A 16883-nucleotide genomic window follows, 5' to 3' on the forward strand; every position below is an offset into this window, starting at 1 on the left:
CAGGTCAGTCAGCGATGATGTCGACTGACCGACCGCCTTCGCGGGCAAGCCTCGCTCCTACAGGTATTAGAACTCCCTCCGTTTATTCCAAAACAGCCTTACCTACTGTTATTTCTGACAGTAGAACCTTTAGAAACCTCTATCTAACGTAAGTGGGCACTAACCCACTTTCTATTAGAGGAACTTCTCATGTCCGACACCCCCCTCCGTATCAACCCTAACGATTTAGAAAATGCCGTGCCTGCGACAGGTACGTTGAGTGCTCAAGTACCAGACGAAGAGAAATTCGAGGCCACCGGTATTTATCACGGCAACCACTGGATAGTCGGAAACAAGGATGATTCAAACGATTCCTTCGTCGTGCTTAGCTATCCTGAACATGCCGAGGAGGGTCTAAACAAATTCACTTATAACAAGGGCTCCCCGATGTATCGCATCGTTTGGCAGTTTCGGCTGAACGGACTTACAAGAGACGCAGAAACCGGGACTCTTAATATCACAATCAATAGCCCCCTCAAGCAGTACTCTGGGGACTTTACCTTCGCACTCGATGACGGCAAAGAACTGAAGGGAAACTTCAATTTCACCAAGCGTTGATAAACTTTATTGATAAACAGTCTTGGAAAACTGGCCGTTCAAGCTGGTGTTTTGATCGCGCCCCGCCCTGGGGCGCTATCAGAGGAATTGAAGCTGAGCGCAGAGATTGACTTGCGACCGCCGCCGGCGCCGGTCAAAGAAGAAGAGTAAGCAGCCCGCCTGATCGTTCCCACGCTCTGCGTTCCACTTGGAAGCAGAGCGTCCCCCCGAGGTGCATTTCTGCGAAGACCATTGAAGGAATCGTAACGACCCTTATCGCCACTACCCCTTCTACGACCGAGCAATCATGCAATTTTGGTCTAACTACCTGTTATTTATGACAGTTACGTTCAATCAGAAAAAATCCTAGTCTGACTTTCCACACCGTCAATTAATGCGTGCAGGAGCCAGTCATGAGAGATTCAGAAACCAAAGCTTTTCTCTTAACGTTCAGAATGGTAGGCGAGCAGGAAGAGTATCGAGCCGCAGACCCCGCATTTATCTATGGACCTGGAGGGTACATGATTGCAGGAGGAGTAGGAGGCGACAGTCGTGCTGGCGTTGCGTTCGGCTTCTCGGCAACGCTGGGGAACGGAACGCATCTAGTCCACTACTACCCCGATAATTGGCCGCAGTTGCAATGGCAGTTTACAACCTCCGAGGGCGAATTAAGATTCGCCTCCGGTGGTTCGATGGTTATCGAAACCGACGCAACTATGACTTACGCCAAAGGGTCATTCAGTTTCGATTTCAACGATGGCAGCAGGGCAACGGGCGAGTTTGATTTGATCAGACCTTGAACTCTTGAAAACACAGTTTGATGATGATCAAACAATGAGGGAGAGAGCCTGCTCACGATGAGGTCGCAACACTCAACATCATCGTTGAGTGTTAAACCGCTATCGCGAGCAGGCTCGCTCCCACAGGTTTAGTGTTGGTTTAGAGGTCGCCGAGGCCGTCGATCAACGCCTGGTTCTGCTCCGGCGTGCCGATGGAGATCCGCAGGAACTGGGCAATCCGCGCCTGCTTGAAGTGCCGAACGATCACCCCTTGCTCACGCAACTTCGCCGCCAAACCAGCCGCATCGTGCTGCGGGTGCCGCGCGAAGATGAAATTGGCCGCCGATGGCAGCACTTCAAAGCCCTTCCCTTGCAGTTGCGCGACAACTTTCTCGCGATTATCGATGACCAATCGGCAGGTCTTGTCGAAGTACTCGCGATCTTCGAACGCCGCCGCAGCCCCGACATTCGCCAGGCGATCCAGCGGGTAGGAGTTGAAGCTGTTCTTAATCCGCTCCAGGGCCTCGATCAGGTCCGGGTGCCCCACCGCCAGGCCGACCCGCAGCCCCGCCAGAGAACGGGATTTGGACAGGGTCTGGGTCACCAGCAGGTTCGGATAACGGTCTACCAGGCTGATCGCGGTTTCGCCGCCGAAGTCGATATAGGCTTCATCGACTACTACCACCGAATCCGGACTGCCCTTGAGGATTTGCTCAACGGCGTCCAACGCCAACAGGCAACCGGTCGGCGCGTTCGGGTTCGGGAAAATGATCCCGCCGTTGGGCTTGGCGTAGTCCGCCGGGTTGATCTGGAACTGAGCGTCCAGCGGCACGGCGTCGAAGGCAATGCCGTACAACCCGCAGTACACCGGGTAGAAGCTGTAGCTGATATCCGGGAACAACACCGGATTGTCGTGCTGCAACAAGCCGTGAAAGATGTGCGCCAGGACTTCGTCGGAACCGTTGCCGAGGAACACCTGATTGGCCTTCACGCCGTAGTATGTGGCCACCGCGTTTTTCAGCAGATCGCTGTTCGGGTCCGGATACAGGCGCAGGTTGTCGTTCAGTTCGGTCTGCATCGCGGCCAAGGCTTTTGGCGATGGGCCGTACGGGTTTTCGTTGGTGTTGAGCTTCACCAGTTTCGCCAGTTTCGGCTGCTCACCCGGTACGTAAGGCACCAGATCCTTGACGAACGGGCTCCAGAATTTACTCATGATCAGTCAACCTTCTTATCGTCAACGATGCGGTATTCGGCACTGCGGGCGTGGGCGGTCAGGGACTCACCACGGGCCAGCACGGATGCGGTCTTGCCCAGTTCGGAAGCACCCTGCTCAGAGCAGAAGATGATCGACGAGCGTTTCTGGAAGTCATACACCCCCAGCGGCGACGAGAAGCGCGCGGTGCCGGAAGTCGGCAACACGTGGTTCGGACCGGCGCAGTAATCACCCAGGGCTTCGGAAGTGTGACGGCCCATGAAGATCGCACCGGCGTGGCGGATCTGCGGCAACCAGGCTTGTGGATCGGCGACCGACAATTCCAGGTGCTCCGGCGCGATGCGGTTGGCCACTTCGATGGCTTGTTCCATGTCGCGCACTTTGATCAGTGCGCCACGGCCGTTGATCGAGGTTTCGATGATCTCGGCCCGCTCCATGGTCGGCAGCAATTTGCTGATGCTGGCGGCAACCTTGTCGAGGAACTCGGCGTCCGGGCTGACCAGGATCGCCTGGGCGTCTTCGTCGTGCTCGGCCTGGGAGAACAGGTCCATGGCAATCCAGTCCGGATCGGTCTGGCCATCGCACACCACGAGGATCTCGGAAGGACCTGCAATCATGTCGATGCCGACCTGGCCAAACACGTGACGCTTGGCGGTGGCGACATAGATGTTGCCCGGGCCGACCACTTTATCGACCTTCGGCACGCTTTCGGTGCCGTAGGCCAGCGCGGCAACCGCTTGGGCGCCACCGATGGTGAACACCCGGTCCACGCCGGCGATGCAAGCGGCGGCCAGCACCAGTTCATTGATTTCTCCGCGCGGAGTCGGCACGACCATGACCACTTCGGTCACGCCGGCCACCTTGGCCGGAATCGCGTTCATCAGCACCGACGACGGGTACGACGCCTTGCCGCCCGGCACGTACAGGCCGGCGCGATCCAGCGGCGTGACCTTCTGGCCCAGCACCGTGCCGTCGGCTTCGGTGTAGCTCCAGGAGTCCTGTTTCTGTTTTTCGTGGTAGCTGCGCACCCGGGCCGCGGCTTTTTCCAACGCTTCGCGCTGAGGCACGGTGATGCGGGTCAGGGCCAGTTCCAGGCGCTCGCGGGGCAGAATCAGGTCGGCCATGGAGGCGACTTGCAGGCCATCGAACTTCTGGGTGAATTCCACCAGTGCCGCATCGCCACGCTCACGCACAGCCTTGATGATGTCCAGCACCCGCTGATTGACCGAGTCGTCAGACACACTTTCCCAGCTCAGCAGATGATCCAGATGATGCGCGAAATCCGGGTCAGCAGCGTTGAGTCGGCGAATTGCAGTCGGTGCGGTCATAGCGAGAGCCTCATAGGTTGGCAAAAACTCAGGCGCCCGAAGCTACCATTCGATCCGCTTGGGCACCTGAGAATTCTGGCTATGAGGCGGATAGACGGGCGCGACTTAACGTCGCGCAGGTGAATCAGCCGCGGTGTCGAGACTCCACTGCCTTGCGCAGGGTGTCGATCAACGCCTGGATACGGGCGTGCTGCATTTTCATCGAAGCTTTGTTGACGATCAGCCGGGAGCTGATGTCAGCGATGAATTCCTGTGGCTCCAGACCATTGGCCCGCAGCGTGTTGCCGGTGTCGACCACGTCGATGATCTTGTCCGCCAGACCGATCAGTGGCGCCAGTTCCATCGAGCCGTAAAGCTTGATGATGTCGACCTGACGGCCCTGCTCGGCGTAGTAACGCTTGGCAACGTTGACGAACTTGGTGGCGACGCGCAGACGACCCTTGGGCTCGATGGCGCCGACCTTGCCGGCGGTCATCAATTTGCACAGGGCAATTCGCAGGTCCAGTGGCTCGTAGAGCCCCTGGCCGCCGTATTCCATCAGCACATCTTTACCGGCGACGCCCAGGTCCGCGGCACCGTGCTCGACATAGGTCGGCACGTCGGTGGCGCGCACGATCAGCAGACGTACGTCAGGCTGGGTCGTGGGGATGATCAGCTTGCGGCTCTTGTCCGGATTCTCGGTCGGCACGATGCCCGCTTCAGCCAGAAGCGGCAGGGTGTCGTCAAGGATGCGGCCCTTGGACAGTGCGATGGTCAACATGGGAAACGTCAGTCCTTATCAAGGTACTCATGCCCGGTCGCAAACGGCGCCGGACACACATCGAGCCGGAAACCGGCTCGACTGAACAATTCAACGGGCGCGTCCCTGCGCCCATGCAGCCGGAACTAGCCCGGTACGCGGCGGATCTTGGCGCCGAGCATCTGCAGTTTCTCTTCGATGCACTCGTAACCACGGTCGATGTGGTAGATGCGATCGATCAGGGTGTCGCCCTCGGCGATCAACGCCGAAATCACCAGGCTGGCCGAAGCACGCAGGTCGGTGGCCATGACTGGCGCGCCTTTGAGCTTCTCGGTGCCGGTCACGATGGCAGTGTTGCCTTCGACCTGGATCTTGGCACCCATGCGGTGCAGTTCGTACACGTGCATGAAGCGGTTTTCGAAGATCGTCTCGATCACAGCACCGGTGCCTTCGGCAATGGCGTTGAGGGAGATGAACTGCGCCTGCATGTCGGTCGGAAACGCCGGGTACGGAGCGGTCCGCACGTTGACGGCTTTTGGCCGCTTGCCGTGCATGTTCAGCTCGATCCAGTCTTCGCCGCAGGTGATTTCGGCACCCGACTCACGGAGTTTTTCCAGAACGGCTTCGAGGATGGTCGGATCAGTGTCCTTGACCTTCACACGACCGCCGGTCACGGCAGCCGCCACCAGGTAGGTGCCGGTTTCGATACGGTCCGGCATCACTTTATAGGTGGCCGGGTGCAGACGCTCAACGCCATCAATGGTGATGGTGTCGGTGCCGGCGCCGGTGATCTTGGCGCCCATGGCGATCAGGAAGTTCGCCAGGTCGATGACTTCAGGCTCGCGCGCGGCGTTAGCCAGTACGCTGCGGCCCTTGGCCAAAGCAGCGGCCATCATGATGTTTTCGGTACCGGTCACGCTGACGGTGTCGAAGAAGAAGTGCGCGCCGCGCAAACCGCCTTCTGGCGCCTTGGCCTTGATGTAGCCGCCTTCGACGTCGATGATCGCGCCCATGGCTTCGAGGCCACGGATGTGCAGGTCAACCGGACGCGAACCGATGGCGCAACCGCCAGGCAGTGCCACTTCTGCTTCGCCGAAACGGGCAACCATCGGGCCCAGCACGAGGATCGAGGCACGCATGGTTTTCACCAGTTCGTACGGCGCGATCAGGGTCTTGATGGTGCGTGGGTCGATTTCGACGCTGAGCTTCTCGTCGATCACCGGCTCGATGCCCATGCGACCGAACAGCTCGATCATGGTGGTGATGTCGTGCAGGTGCGGCAGGTTGGCTACAGTGACCGGGCCATCGCACAGCAAGGTTGCAGCCAGGATCGGCAGGGCAGAGTTCTTTGCCCCGGAGATGCGGATTTCGCCATCAAGACGAACGCCGCCAGTAATAATCAATTTATCCATTAGAATCTCGACGCCCTTGGGCTCAGGTGCGCTCGGCCCAGGCCGCGCTGCTGAAAAATTTCATAGTGACCGCGTGGATGCTGCCATCGGCAATCCATGGGTTCAAATGGGCATAGATGCTTTGCTGACGCTTCACCGGGCTCAACGCCGCCAGTTCATCGCTAATCACGTTCAGCTGAAAGTTGCAGCCTTCGCCCTCAACTTCTATCAGCGTTCCGGGCAGCTTTTCTTCAAGGAAGCTCTTCACTTCTACGGCCTGCATGCTCAACCTCAATCGGCGCCCTGTGCGCGCGGGTCGGACATCATACAAAAAAGCCCCGCGCCTGCGAACCCCGCATTCACAGGACTCTGACGGGGGGCTTCTTTATAGATGCCGTTTAGGGGTGCGCCAACAGCTCGGTCAGTTCGCTGACCTGAGCGATTTCGCGCATGTCTTCGGGCATTGCGCGAATGCTGACGGCCTTGCCGGCCGCCTCTGCATCGCGCATGAAGCACAGCAGCAGCGACAAGCCGACACTGCTGGACTTCACCACCGCCGAACAATCAACCACTACGGCGGCAGTCTTGCTGGACTTGATCAGCGCCTGCCCTTGCTTGCGCAAGTCCGGGCCGGTGCGGTAGTCCAGCACGCCACTGAGCAGCAACTCGCCGGTTTCGCTCATGCGAACGGCCGACTCACTCATTGGGCGGACTTCTTGTCGGCGGACTCAGTAGAGGCCTTGGCCTTGGCGACTTCCCCGGCCCAACCGTTGATGGTCTTGTCCAGGTCGTTGCCATTGCGCTGCATCGCGTCAGCGAACTGATCGCGGAACAGCTTGCCGATGTTGATGCCGTTGATGATCACGTTACGCAGTTTCCACTCGCCATTGATCTTCTCAAGGGTGTAGGAAACCGGATAAACCGCGCCATTGCTGCCCTTGACGGTCATGCCAACGCTGGTGCGGTCGCCCGACTCGTCCTTGGCAGGTTCAACGGTGATGCCCTGGTTGTTGTACTCAAGCAAGGCGTTGCCATAGAACTGGAACAGGCCTTTCTTGAAGTTTTCCTGGAAGGTTTGCATCTGCGCAGGTGTGGCTTTGCGCGAATACTTGACCGTCATGATGCTTTTGGAAATACCTTCGGCATCCACCACAGGCCCGACGATGGTGTTCAGCGCCGTGTAAAAGTCTGCGGGATCCTGCTTGTACTTCTCTTTATTGGCCGACAAGTCGGCGAGCATCCGGGTCGTGGTGTCCTGAACCAGATCGTGCGCCGAAGGCGCCGCCACGGCGTTAGCCATCAACGGCAGGGCCGCGAGTAATACCAACAGGCCACGTCGCAAGGTAGAGATCATTCAAAAGCTCCTCATTTGGCGTCTTTGCTAACGGTATTGAGCAGGAATTTACCGATCAGGTCCTCGAGCACCAGCGATGACTGGGTGTCATGGATGGTTCCACCATCCTTGAGCAAGGCTTGTTCCCCGCCCACGCTGATACCGATGTACTTCTCGCCCAACAGGCCAGCCGTCAGGATAGATGCAGTGGAGTCAGTCGGCAGATTATCTACGCGCTTTTCCAGTTGCATGGTCACCCGGCCGGTGAAGCTGTCGCGGTCCAGATCGATCGCCGTGACCTTGCCGATGGTCACACCGGCCATGGTCACTTTAGCTCTGACAGTCAAACCGGCGATATTGTCGAAGTACGCATAAAGTTTATACGTTTCGGCGTTTGCGGTCGGGGACAGGCCACTGACTCGCAGTGCAAGCAACAGCAAAGCCAGGATGCCAGCCAGCAAGAAAAGGCCGACACCGATTTCCAGGGTGCGGTTTTGCATCAGAAATCTCCAAACATCAAGGCGGTCAGAATAAAGTCCAGGCCGAGCACTGCCAAAGAGGCATACACCACGGTCTTGGTTGTGGCACGACTGATCCCCTCGGAAGTGGGCTCGCAGTCATAGCCTTGGAATACGGCAATCCAGGTCACGACGAACCCGAAAACGATACTTTTGATGATGCCGTTGAGCACATCGCCATTGAACGTCACGCTGTTTTGCATGTTCGCCCAGTAGGAGCCGTCATAGACGCCCAGCCAGTCGACTGCAACCCACGAACCACCCCAGATCCCGACGACGCTGAAAATCATTGCCAGCACCGGCAGGGAAATGAAACCGGCCCACAGACGCGGGGCAACGATGTACTTGAGCGGGTCGACACCAATCATTTCCAGACTGGACAACTGCTCGGTGGATTTCATGTTGCCGATTTCGGCGGTCAGGGCCGAACCCGCACGCCCGGCGAACAGCAATGCCGTGACCACCGGCCCCAGCTCACGCAGCAACGTCAAGGCAACCATCTGCCCGACGGCTTGCTCCGAACCGTAGCTGGACAGGATATTGAAGCCTTGCAGCGCCAACACCATGCCGATGAACACCCCGGAGACCACGATGATCACCAGGGACATCACGCCGATCGAATGCAGTTGTTTGATCAGTAAACCGAAACCACCGCCAATACCGCCGCGACCCAGCAACGCGTGGAACAGGAAAATCGCCGCACGCCCGAACACCCCGACGGCATCGATTGCCGCCTGGCCGAACCGGCGCACTCTTTCTATTAGTGAAATCTTGCGCATCAGCGCTTCCCCAGAAGATCTGCGCGGTAATCCGTCGCTGGAAAGTGATAGGCGACCGGGCCATCGGGTTCGCCTGTCATGAATTGACGGATACGCGGCTCGTCCGAGTTCATCAGTTCCTCAGGCGTGCCCTGCCCCAACACTTGACCCTCGCCCACCACATAGATGTAGTCAGCAATGCTCGCGGTCTCCGCCAGATCGTGGGAAACCACGATGCTGGTGATGCCCAGCGCGTCGTTGAGCAGGCGGATCAGGCGCACCAGCACGCCCATGGCGATCGGGTCCTGCCCCACGAAGGGCTCGTCATACATAAGGATCTGCGGATCAAGGGCAATCGCCCGGGCCAGCGCGACGCGACGCTTCATGCCGCCGGACAATTCGTCAGGCATCAGGTCGATGGCGCCGCGCAAACCCACGGCCTGCAATTTGAGCAGGACGATGTCACGGATCATTTCTTCCGGCAGCTCGGTATGAACGCGCAGCGGGAAGGCGACGTTCTCGAACACATCGAGATCGGTAAACAATGCACCGCTCTGAAACAGCACACCCATGTGTTTGCGCGCATCGAACAGGTCGCTGCGTGACAATTTGGGCAAATTTTGACCGTTAACCCAGACTTCGCCGCTGGTAGGTCGCAACTGTGCACCCATCAGCCGTAACAGCGTGGTCTTGCCACACCCGGAAGGCCCCATGATGCCGGTGACCTTGCCGCGCGGGATGCGGATATCGACGTTATTGAAAATGCTGCGCGTACCGCGCTTGAAGGTCAGTCCCTTCAGCTCGACCGCGTAGGCGTTATCGGCACTCATCTAAACTCCTTGCGATGCAGCCTCTCACTCGGACGCCTGGCTATCTGACGAAAGCACATACCTCCCCGGGCAGGCCGAACTGGCGGCGAACTATATCACTGCATAGGGCAAGCGCCCAAGGCCCAAGCCGGCGCATGTTCAGCAACAGGACAGGCAAAAACACGGATTTGGCGGGTTTCGGTAGCAGGGATTTACAAAGCACGACGAACTAGCGTGAGGGTTTCGATCATTACCGCTATAATCGCCGCCTTTTCATCGGGCTATACGATTCTGACATGAGCCAATCCAGCGAGCTGATTCAATCGGCACAACGCACCATCCGCCTCGAACTGGAAGCCGTTAAAGGCTTGCTGCCCCATATCGACGCGGATTTTGTACGCGCTTGCGAGATGATTCTGGCCAGCAAAGGCCGTGTGGTCGTGCTCGGCATGGGCAAGTCCGGACATATCGGCAACAAGATTGCCGCCACCCTGGCCAGCACCGGCACCACGGCTTTTTTCGTTCACCCGGCCGAAGCCAGCCACGGCGACATGGGCATGATCACCCGCGACGACATCATCCTGGCGCTGTCGAACTCCGGCTCCACCAATGAAATCATCACCCTGCTGCCGCTGATCAAGCGCCAGGGCATCCAGTTGATCAGCATGACCGGCAACCCCGATTCGCCGCTGGCCAAGGCTGCCGAGATCAACCTCAACGTTCACGTGGAACACGAAGCCTGCCCGCTGAACCTGGCGCCGACTTCCTCCACCACCGCCGCGCTGGTCATGGGCGATGCCCTGGCCGTTGCGCTGCTGGAAGCACGCGGCTTTACCGCTGAAGACTTCGCGTTTTCCCACCCGGGCGGCGCACTTGGCCGACGCCTGCTGCTGAAAGTGGAAACCGTCATGCACGCCGGCGCAGAATTGCCCCAGGTGCAACGGGGCACGCTGCTCAAGGACGCCTTGATGGAAATGACCCGCAAGGGCCTGGGCATGACCGCGATTGTAGAGGCCGACGGCAAACTGGCCGGGATCTTCACTGACGGCGACTTGCGCCGCACCCTCGACCGGACCATCGATATCCACCATACGACCATCGATGAGGTCATGACTGTTCATGGCAAGACCGCCCGGGCCGATATGCTGGCAGCCGAAGCCCTGAAAATCATGGAAGACCATCGAATCAACGCATTGGTAGTAGTCGACAAGGACGACCGCCCAGTTGGCGCTTTCAACCTGTCCGACCTGCTGCGTGCAGGAGTAATGTAATGAGCACCGATCTGCTGCAACGCGGTAATCGCATCAAACTGGCGGTGTTCGACGTCGACGGCGTCCTCACCGACGGGCGCCTGTACTTCCTCGAAGACGGCAGTGAATTCAAGACTTTCAGCACCCTCGACGGCCAGGGCATCAAGATGTTGATGGCAGCGGGCGTGCAGACGGCTATCATCAGCGGCCGAAAAACCCCGGTGGTCGAGCGTCGAGCGAAAAACCTCGGCATTCCTCACCTGTACCAGGGTCGCGAAGACAAACTCGTTGTACTGGATGAGCTTCTTGGCCAACTCAACCTAAGCTATGAACAGGTTGCCTACCTCGGTGACGATCTGCCGGACCTGCCGGTGATTCGCCGTGTCGGCCTGGGCATGGCGGTGGCCAATGCCGCCAGTTTCGTGCGCGAACACGCCCACGGTGTCACCCAGGCCCGTGGCGGCGAAGGTGCCGCCCGCGAATTCTGCGAACTGATCCTGCGCGCCCAGGGCCGCCTAGATGCGGCCAACGCCGCGTACTTGTGAGCCATTTATGTTTATTCTGAGCAAGAAATTTCGCAGATTCATGCTGTTCGGTTGCATCGCGGCGATATTCGCGGCGGTCGGCTATTGGAACATCAGCCCGGAACGCTTCCTCGACAAGCCGGTTGTCGCGGTCGATGAAAGCGCGATCGACTATTACGCGCTCAACGCCCACAGCGTTCAGTACCTGCCCGACGGCGGCCTGCAATACGACCTGACATCCGACAAGGTCGAGCACCTCAAGGCCACCGACGTGTCGCTGCTGACCAACCCCGACTTGAACATGTACCGCGGCACCGAGTTCCCGTGGCATGTCACTAGCTTGCGCGGCGAAGTCAACGCCGACGGTACTCAGGTAGAGCTGATCGACTCGGTGCGTATCGCACGCACCGATGAACATAACCGTGAATTGATTGTTACCAGCACCCGCATGACAGTGTTCCCGCAGCAGCAATATGCGCAGACCGATCAACCCGTTAGAATCGACGGCGCTGGCGGTGTGTCGACTGGCAACGGAATGAAAGCGTATTTGAAAGAAAGCAGGATACACCTGCTATCGAACGTAAGAGGACAGTATGAGGCTCGTTAAAACTCTCCCTATTTTGCTCAGTCTGGGCGCAGCACTGGGAAGCGTGAGCGCCTGGGCTCTGCCGAACGATCAAGAGCAGCCTATCCGCATTCAGGCCGACGATGCCCAACTGGACGACAAGAATGGCGTTGCCACCTATAAAGGTGACGTGATCATTACCCAGGGATCGATGAAGGTCACCGGCAACACCGTGACCATCACCCGCACCCCGACCGGTGACATCGACGTGGTGACCTCGGTGGGCAACCTTGCCTACTTCGAGCAACTGCAGACCGCTGGCGACACCAAGCCTGTTCAGGGCTGGGGCGTCACCATTCAGTACCACGCAGCGCAGAACCGCGTCGTGCTGATCGACAAGGCCAAAGTTGTCGACAAGGACAACAACACCACCCAGGGCGAGAAAATCGTCTACGACACGGTGAAGAAACTGGCCAGCGCCGGTCGTGCCACAGGCAACAAGGTTACCGAAGCGCGTCCACGCATCGACATGGTGATCCAGCCGAAGCCGAAAGCCGCCGCGCCGACGACTCCGAACACCGACCCGAAAAAGGCCAAGTAATGGCAACTCTGAAAGCTCAGCATCTGGCCAAGAGCTACAAGAGCCGCCAGGTCGTGCGTGACGTCAGCCTGTCCATCGACAGCGGTCAGATCGTCGGCCTGCTGGGCCCGAACGGCGCCGGCAAGACCACCTGCTTCTACATGATCGTCGGCCTGGTGCAGGCCGATCAGGGTCGCGTATTGATCGACGACCTGGACGTCAGCCACCAGCCTATGCACGGTCGTGCAAAGGCCGGTATTGGCTATCTTCCGCAAGAAGCGTCGATCTTCCGCAAACTGTCGGTAGCCGACAACATCATGGCTATCCTCGAGACCCGCAAGGAACTCGATAAGGCCGGTCGTCGCAAGGAACTGGAAAGCCTGCTGCAGGAATTCCACATCAGCCATATCCGCGACAACCTGGGCATGAGCCTGTCCGGTGGTGAACGCCGCCGGGTGGAAATCGCCCGCGCACTGGCCACCAACCCGAAATTCATCCTGCTCGACGAACCTTTCGCCGGTGTGGACCCGATTTCGGTAGGTGACATCAAGCAGATCATCCATCACCTCAAGGCCAAGGGCATTGGCGTGTTGATCACCGACCACAACGTCCGTGAAACCCTGGATATCTGCGAAACCGCCTACATCGTCAACGATGGCCAACTGATCGCCGAAGGTGACTCTGCCACCATCCTGGCCAACGAACTGGTCAAGGAAGTGTATCTGGGCCACGAGTTCCGCCTTTAAGCATTGAGGTGTCTGGCTGGTTGTCCACGCGCTTGTATCGATAAAAAATCAACATTTTTTTATTGTTACAGCGCTCTAGGCAAACGCTGCGGTTTCGGGCATATAATTTGCTTAAGTTTGGCGCTCCGGCGCCCTGTAGTGGATGGCGCATGCGCGCCGGCGAATAAGGTGTTAAGCCCCTGCCATGAAACCATCGCTAGTCTTGAGAATGGGCCAGCAGCTGACGATGACACCTCAGCTGCAACAGGCCATCCGCCTGCTCCAATTGTCGACCCTGGACCTGCAACAGGAAATCCAGGAGGCCCTGGAGTCCAATCCGATGCTCGAACGCCAGGAAGAAGGCGACGACTTCGATAATGCAGACCCCTTGGCCGACAAAGCCGAACAGCAACCCAACGCCGATGTTTCGGAACCCTCCTACCAGGAAACCGCCCCGACGGTGGATAACCTCGAGGAAGGCGACTGGAACGAGCGCATTCCCAACGAGCTGCCCGTCGATACCGCGTGGGAAGACGTCTACCAAACCAGCGCCAGCAGTCTGCCGAGCAACGATGACGACGAGTGGGATTTCACCACCCGTACATCGGCCGGCGAAAGCCTGCAAAGCCACCTGCTCTGGCAACTGAATCTGGCACCGATGTCCGACACCGATCGCCTGATCGCCGTGACCCTGATCGACTGCATCAACAATCAGGGTTACCTGGACGAAACCCTCGAGGAAATCCTCGAAGCCTTCGATCCGGAACTGGACATCGAACTGGACGAAATCGAAGCCGTCCTGCACCGCATCCAGCAATTCGAACCGGCCGGCATCGGTGCGCGCAACCTGGGCGAATGCCTGTTGCTGCAATTGCGCCAGCTCGCCGCCAAGACGCCTTGGCTGGCCGAGGCCAAGCGTCTGGTCACCGATTACATCGACCTGCTCGGCAGCCGCGACTACAGCCAGTTGATGCGTCGCATGAAGCTCAAGGAAGATGAGCTGCGCCAGGTCATCGAACTGGTCCAGAGCCTGAACCCGCGTCCGGGCTCGCAGATCGAGTCCAGCGAAGCCGAGTACGTCGTTCCCGATGTGATCGTGCGCAAGGATAACGAGCGCTGGCTGGTGGAATTGAACCAGGAGTCGGTGCCCCGGCTGCGGGTCAACGCCCAGTACGCCGGTTTCGTGCGCCGCGCCGACACCAGTGCCGACAACACCTTCATGCGTAACCAGTTGCAGGAAGCCCGCTGGTTCATCAAGAGCCTGCAAAGCCGCAACGAAACCCTGATGAAAGTGGCCACCCAGATCGTCGAGCACCAGCGCGGCTTTCTGGAATATGGCGACGAAGCCATGAAACCGCTGGTCCTGCATGACATCGCTGAAGCAGTCGGCATGCACGAATCGACGATTTCACGGGTAACCACCCAGAAGTTCATGCATACCCCACGGGGCATATATGAGCTGAAATACTTTTTCTCCAGCCATGTCAGCACCTCCGAAGGCGGTGAATGCTCGTCCACAGCGATCCGCGCGATCATCAAAAAACTGGTTGCCGCGGAAAATCAGAAAAAGCCGTTGAGTGACAGCAAGATCGCTGGTTTACTGGAGGCACAAGGCATTCAGGTGGCTCGCCGCACCGTCGCCAAGTACCGCGAGTCCCTCGGGATCGCGCCTTCGAGCGAACGCAAGCGGTTGATGTAAGCCACAGCACAGCGTTCCAGTGGTAGATCATCTGATCTACCGCTTTATGCACTGGCAACGAAGGAGAAGCTGTATGCAAGTCAACATCAGTGGACACCAACTGGAAGTGACCGAACCTCTTCGCTCCTACATCGGCGAAAAACTCGAACGATTAGAGAGGCATTTCGACAAGATCACCAACGTGCAAGTCACGATGTGCGTCGAAAAACTCAAGCAGAAAATCGAAGCCACCCTGCATATTCCCGGCAGTGAAGTGGTCGCCAACGCGGAACATACCGATATGTACGCGGCGATCGACTTACTAACCGACAAGCTGGATAAACAACTCAAAAAGCATAAGGAAAAGACCCAGAGCCTCCTCCAGGGCGCGACCGGTCGTTAACATCCCCAACCCATGATCCGACTTGAAAACATCCTGACCCCCGGCCGTTCCCTCGTGAACGTGCCGGGCGGCAGTAAAAAGAAAGCCCTCGAGCAAATTGCCAACCTGATCGCCCGGGAAGTGCCGGATCTGGAGATGCAAGATGTCTTCGAGGCTCTGATTGCCCGTGAAAAACTCGGTTCCACCGGTTTTGGCAACGGCATCGCTATCCCCCATTGTCGTCTCAAGGGTTGCAACTCCCCTATCAGCGCCCTGATGCACCTTGATGCACCTATCGATTTCGACGCTATCGATGGCGCCCCGGTTGACTTGCTGTTTGTTCTGCTCGTCCCGCAAGCCGCCACGGATGCACACCTGGAACTGCTGCGCCAGATCGCCAGCATGCTTGATCGCAAGGAAGTGCGCGAAAAACTGCGTCATGCCTCGAGCAACGAAGCCTTGTATCAGGTTGTCGTGGACGAGCAAGGCCACGGCAGCGAAAAACACGGTCACTAATCATGCGCTTGATCATCGTCAGTGGCCGTTCCGGCTCAGGTAAAAGTACCGCGCTCGATGTCCTTGAGGACAACGGCTACTACTGCATCGACAACCTGCCTGCTGGCTTGTTGCCGGAGCTGGCCGAACGCGCCCTGATTCATACCGAGCTGGCACAACCGCTGGTCGCCGTTTCCATCGACGCCCGCAACCTGCCCAGCCACCTCTCGCGGTTTCCCGAGTTACTTGAAGAAGTTCGCAGTCGGCACATTCAGTGCGATGTGCTGTATCTGGACGCCGATGAAGAAACCCTGCTCAAGCGTTTCTCGGAAACCCGCCGCCGCCACCCCCTGAGCAATGCCAATCGCTCACTGGCCGAGGCGATCGAAGACGAAACCCAACTGCTGGGGCCGATCGCCGACCTGGCCGACCTCAAGGTCAACACCACCAACCTGAACCTGTACCAACTGCGCGACACCATCAAGCTGCGCCTGCTGAACCAGCCCGAGCCCGGCACTGCGTTCCTGGTGGAGTCTTTCGGGTTCAAGCGTGGCATGCCGGTGGATGCCGACGTGGTGTTCGACGTGCGCTGCCTGCCCAATCCTTACTGGAAACCGGAGCTGCGAGCCCAGTCCGGGCTTGATCAACCGGTGGCCGAGTACCTGGCGGCACAGCCGGACGTCGAAGAAATGTTCCAGGATATCTACAACTATCTGTTCAAGTGGCTGCCGCGGTTTGCCGCCAGCAACCGCGCCTACGTCACCATTGCCATTGGCTGCACTGGCGGTCACCACCGCTCCGTCTACCTGACCGAACGTCTGGGCCAGGCGCTGCAACAATCCCTGAAGAACGTCCAGGTCCGCCACCGCGACCTCAGCTAAAGGATTCACTACGCGATGCCTGCTCGGGAAATTGAAATCATCAACAAGCTGGGTCTGCATGCCCGCGCTTCTGCGAAGTTCGTTGGAGTGGCAGGCCAGTATCCTGATTGCTCGATCAGAGTGGGGCGCACACCCGAATCCACGGTGGATGGCAAAAGCATCATGTCGATGATGATGCTCGCAGCGGGCAAGGGTACAAAAATCTACCTGAGCACCGAAGGGCACCAAGAGAAAGAAGCGCTGGATGCACTGGTGAATCTGATCAATAACTTCTTCGACGAAGGCGGCTAAAAATCAAAAGATCGCAGCCTTCGGCAGCTCCTACGCCGATTCTGTAGGAGCTGCCGAAGGCTGCGATC

Annotated in this window: 22 protein-coding genes; 12 read left to right on the forward strand and 10 right to left on the reverse strand. The window is 58.3% G+C overall.

The annotated features are described in order from the left end of the window. The first annotated feature begins 189 nt into the window (after nucleotides 1-189). Both BK667_RS20390 and BK667_RS20395 read left to right on the forward strand, forming a co-directional pair. Nucleotides 190-597, forward strand: a complete 408-nt coding sequence (locus BK667_RS20390) for a hypothetical protein (RefSeq protein ID WP_123598705.1) — start codon at nucleotides 190-192, stop codon at nucleotides 595-597. 392 nt (nucleotides 598-989) lie between these two features. Beyond that, the gene (locus tag BK667_RS20395; RefSeq protein WP_123598706.1) at nucleotides 990-1376 is read left to right on the forward strand and encodes a hypothetical protein; all 387 of its coding nucleotides are present in this window, start codon (nucleotides 990-992) and stop codon (nucleotides 1374-1376) included. A gap of 139 nt (nucleotides 1377-1515) precedes the next feature. Here the strand turns inward: BK667_RS20395 and hisC are convergent, their stop codons facing one another. The 10 genes from hisC to BK667_RS20445 all read right to left on the reverse strand — a co-directional run bounded on the left by hisC (nucleotide 1516) and on the right by BK667_RS20445 (nucleotide 9465). Beyond that, the gene (hisC, locus tag BK667_RS20400; RefSeq protein ID WP_123598707.1) at nucleotides 1516-2568 is read right to left on the reverse strand and encodes a histidinol-phosphate transaminase; all 1053 of its coding nucleotides are present in this window, start codon (nucleotides 2566-2568) and stop codon (nucleotides 1516-1518) included. Between the two features lie 2 nt (nucleotides 2569-2570). Next, on the reverse strand, nucleotides 2571-3896 hold the full coding sequence (gene hisD / locus BK667_RS20405; protein WP_123598708.1) for a histidinol dehydrogenase: 1326 nt from the start codon (nucleotides 3894-3896) through the stop codon (nucleotides 2571-2573). A gap of 124 nt (nucleotides 3897-4020) precedes the next feature. Next, nucleotides 4021-4656, reverse strand: coding sequence for an ATP phosphoribosyltransferase (hisG, locus tag BK667_RS20410; protein ID WP_054049885.1), 636 nt, complete (start codon nucleotides 4654-4656; stop codon nucleotides 4021-4023). A 125-nt stretch (nucleotides 4657-4781) separates the two neighbouring features. Then, entirely contained in the window at nucleotides 4782-6047 is a 1266-nt protein-coding gene (murA, locus tag BK667_RS20415) for a UDP-N-acetylglucosamine 1-carboxyvinyltransferase (RefSeq protein WP_092273236.1), read from the reverse strand. Between the two features lie 22 nt (nucleotides 6048-6069). Continuing rightward, nucleotides 6070-6309 carry a BolA family protein gene (locus BK667_RS20420; protein ID WP_123598709.1) on the reverse strand — a complete coding sequence of 80 codons (240 nt, stop codon included), beginning with the start codon at nucleotides 6307-6309 and terminating at the stop codon, nucleotides 6070-6072. A gap of 115 nt (nucleotides 6310-6424) precedes the next feature. Next, nucleotides 6425-6730 carry an STAS domain-containing protein gene (locus tag BK667_RS20425; RefSeq protein ID WP_123598710.1) on the reverse strand — a complete coding sequence of 102 codons (306 nt, stop codon included), beginning with the start codon at nucleotides 6728-6730 and terminating at the stop codon, nucleotides 6425-6427. Next, on the reverse strand, nucleotides 6727-7380 hold the full coding sequence (locus BK667_RS20430; RefSeq protein WP_123598711.1) for an MlaC/ttg2D family ABC transporter substrate-binding protein: 654 nt from the start codon (nucleotides 7378-7380) through the stop codon (nucleotides 6727-6729). The genes BK667_RS20425 and BK667_RS20430 overlap by 4 nt, the downstream gene beginning before the upstream one ends. Nucleotides 7381-7391: 11 nt before the next feature. Beyond that, entirely contained in the window at nucleotides 7392-7859 is a 468-nt protein-coding gene (gene mlaD / locus BK667_RS20435; protein WP_054049893.1) for an outer membrane lipid asymmetry maintenance protein MlaD, read from the reverse strand. Beyond that, nucleotides 7859-8656 (reverse strand): lipid asymmetry maintenance ABC transporter permease subunit MlaE, encoded by a 798-nt coding sequence (gene mlaE, locus BK667_RS20440; RefSeq protein WP_123405301.1) that lies wholly within the window; start codon nucleotides 8654-8656, stop codon nucleotides 7859-7861. Before mlaE ends, mlaD begins: the two co-directional genes overlap by 1 nt. Further along, the gene (locus BK667_RS20445; protein ID WP_123516317.1) at nucleotides 8656-9465 is read right to left on the reverse strand and encodes an ATP-binding cassette domain-containing protein; all 810 of its coding nucleotides are present in this window, start codon (nucleotides 9463-9465) and stop codon (nucleotides 8656-8658) included. Before BK667_RS20445 ends, mlaE begins: the two co-directional genes overlap by 1 nt. Nucleotides 9466-9740: 275 nt before the next feature. Between BK667_RS20445 and BK667_RS20450 the strand changes: the two genes are divergently transcribed. From BK667_RS20450 to BK667_RS20495, 10 genes are all read left to right on the forward strand, one after another. Next, entirely contained in the window at nucleotides 9741-10715 is a 975-nt protein-coding gene (locus tag BK667_RS20450; protein WP_123598712.1) for a KpsF/GutQ family sugar-phosphate isomerase, read from the forward strand. Beyond that, nucleotides 10715-11239: a KdsC family phosphatase gene (locus BK667_RS20455; protein ID WP_123598713.1), complete on the forward strand. Its 525-nt coding sequence runs from the start codon at nucleotides 10715-10717 to the stop codon at nucleotides 11237-11239. The genes BK667_RS20450 and BK667_RS20455 overlap by 1 nt, the downstream gene beginning before the upstream one ends. Nucleotides 11240-11252: 13 nt before the next feature. Beyond that, nucleotides 11253-11825 (forward strand): LPS export ABC transporter periplasmic protein LptC, encoded by a 573-nt coding sequence (gene lptC / locus BK667_RS20460; RefSeq protein ID WP_123516598.1) that lies wholly within the window; start codon nucleotides 11253-11255, stop codon nucleotides 11823-11825. Then, nucleotides 11812-12384, forward strand: a complete 573-nt coding sequence (gene lptA, locus BK667_RS20465) for a lipopolysaccharide transport periplasmic protein LptA (RefSeq protein WP_123516323.1) — start codon at nucleotides 11812-11814, stop codon at nucleotides 12382-12384. The genes lptC and lptA overlap by 14 nt, the downstream gene beginning before the upstream one ends. Then, nucleotides 12384-13109, forward strand: a complete 726-nt coding sequence (gene lptB, locus BK667_RS20470; RefSeq protein ID WP_054049904.1) for an LPS export ABC transporter ATP-binding protein — start codon at nucleotides 12384-12386, stop codon at nucleotides 13107-13109. Before lptA ends, lptB begins: the two co-directional genes overlap by 1 nt. Before the next feature lie 184 nt (nucleotides 13110-13293). After that, nucleotides 13294-14787, forward strand: coding sequence for an RNA polymerase factor sigma-54 (locus tag BK667_RS20475; protein ID WP_054616129.1), 1494 nt, complete (start codon nucleotides 13294-13296; stop codon nucleotides 14785-14787). A gap of 73 nt (nucleotides 14788-14860) precedes the next feature. After that, nucleotides 14861-15169, forward strand: coding sequence for a ribosome hibernation-promoting factor, HPF/YfiA family (hpf, locus tag BK667_RS20480; protein ID WP_123516325.1), 309 nt, complete (start codon nucleotides 14861-14863; stop codon nucleotides 15167-15169). 12 nt (nucleotides 15170-15181) lie between these two features. Then, a complete protein-coding gene (gene ptsN, locus BK667_RS20485) occupies nucleotides 15182-15664 on the forward strand; it encodes a PTS IIA-like nitrogen regulatory protein PtsN (protein ID WP_123516327.1) in 483 nt (160 codons plus the stop codon). 2 nt (nucleotides 15665-15666) lie between these two features. Then, complete coding sequence (gene rapZ, locus BK667_RS20490; RefSeq protein ID WP_123516330.1) at nucleotides 15667-16524, forward strand: RNase adapter RapZ; 858 nt, start codon at nucleotides 15667-15669, stop codon at nucleotides 16522-16524. 15 nt (nucleotides 16525-16539) lie between these two features. Next, nucleotides 16540-16815: an HPr family phosphocarrier protein gene (locus BK667_RS20495; RefSeq protein WP_123516332.1), complete on the forward strand. Its 276-nt coding sequence runs from the start codon at nucleotides 16540-16542 to the stop codon at nucleotides 16813-16815. Nucleotides 16816-16883: the final 68 nt, after the last annotated feature.

Origin of the sequence: Pseudomonas frederiksbergensis (genome assembly GCF_003732705.1) — a bacterium.
GTDB lineage: Bacteria > Pseudomonadota > Gammaproteobacteria > Pseudomonadales > Pseudomonadaceae > Aquipseudomonas > Aquipseudomonas frederiksbergensis_F.

Excerpts from the sequence above, each read along its gene's own strand:
- BK667_RS20390 (WP_123598705.1), top strand. The coding sequence starts at position 190 with ATGTCCGACACCCCCCTCCGTATCAACCCTAACGATTTAGAAAATGCC.
- BK667_RS20395 (WP_123598706.1), top strand. The coding sequence starts at position 990 with ATGAGAGATTCAGAAACCAAAGCTTTTCTCTTAACGTTCAGAATGGTA.
- hisC (WP_123598707.1), bottom strand. The coding sequence starts at position 2,568 with ATGAGTAAATTCTGGAGCCCGTTCGTCAAGGATCTGGTGCCTTACGTA.
- hisD (WP_123598708.1), bottom strand. The coding sequence starts at position 3,896 with ATGACCGCACCGACTGCAATTCGCCGACTCAACGCTGCTGACCCGGAT.
- hisG (WP_054049885.1), bottom strand. The coding sequence starts at position 4,656 with ATGTTGACCATCGCACTGTCCAAGGGCCGCATCCTTGACGACACCCTG.
- murA (WP_092273236.1), bottom strand. The coding sequence starts at position 6,047 with ATGGATAAATTGATTATTACTGGCGGCGTTCGTCTTGATGGCGAAATC.
- BK667_RS20420 (WP_123598709.1), bottom strand. The coding sequence starts at position 6,309 with ATGCAGGCCGTAGAAGTGAAGAGCTTCCTTGAAGAAAAGCTGCCCGGA.
- BK667_RS20425 (WP_123598710.1), bottom strand. The coding sequence starts at position 6,730 with ATGAGTGAGTCGGCCGTTCGCATGAGCGAAACCGGCGAGTTGCTGCTC.
- BK667_RS20430 (WP_123598711.1), bottom strand. The coding sequence starts at position 7,380 with ATGATCTCTACCTTGCGACGTGGCCTGTTGGTATTACTCGCGGCCCTG.
- mlaD (WP_054049893.1), bottom strand. The coding sequence starts at position 7,859 with ATGCAAAACCGCACCCTGGAAATCGGTGTCGGCCTTTTCTTGCTGGCT.
- mlaE (WP_123405301.1), bottom strand. The coding sequence starts at position 8,656 with ATGCGCAAGATTTCACTAATAGAAAGAGTGCGCCGGTTCGGCCAGGCG.
- BK667_RS20445 (WP_123516317.1), bottom strand. The coding sequence starts at position 9,465 with ATGAGTGCCGATAACGCCTACGCGGTCGAGCTGAAGGGACTGACCTTC.
- BK667_RS20450 (WP_123598712.1), top strand. The coding sequence starts at position 9,741 with ATGAGCCAATCCAGCGAGCTGATTCAATCGGCACAACGCACCATCCGC.
- BK667_RS20455 (WP_123598713.1), top strand. The coding sequence starts at position 10,715 with ATGAGCACCGATCTGCTGCAACGCGGTAATCGCATCAAACTGGCGGTG.
- lptA (WP_123516323.1), top strand. The coding sequence starts at position 11,812 with ATGAGGCTCGTTAAAACTCTCCCTATTTTGCTCAGTCTGGGCGCAGCA.
- lptB (WP_054049904.1), top strand. The coding sequence starts at position 12,384 with ATGGCAACTCTGAAAGCTCAGCATCTGGCCAAGAGCTACAAGAGCCGC.
- BK667_RS20475 (WP_054616129.1), top strand. The coding sequence starts at position 13,294 with ATGAAACCATCGCTAGTCTTGAGAATGGGCCAGCAGCTGACGATGACA.
- hpf (WP_123516325.1), top strand. The coding sequence starts at position 14,861 with ATGCAAGTCAACATCAGTGGACACCAACTGGAAGTGACCGAACCTCTT.
- ptsN (WP_123516327.1), top strand. The coding sequence starts at position 15,182 with ATGATCCGACTTGAAAACATCCTGACCCCCGGCCGTTCCCTCGTGAAC.
- rapZ (WP_123516330.1), top strand. The coding sequence starts at position 15,667 with ATGCGCTTGATCATCGTCAGTGGCCGTTCCGGCTCAGGTAAAAGTACC.
- BK667_RS20495 (WP_123516332.1), top strand. The coding sequence starts at position 16,540 with ATGCCTGCTCGGGAAATTGAAATCATCAACAAGCTGGGTCTGCATGCC.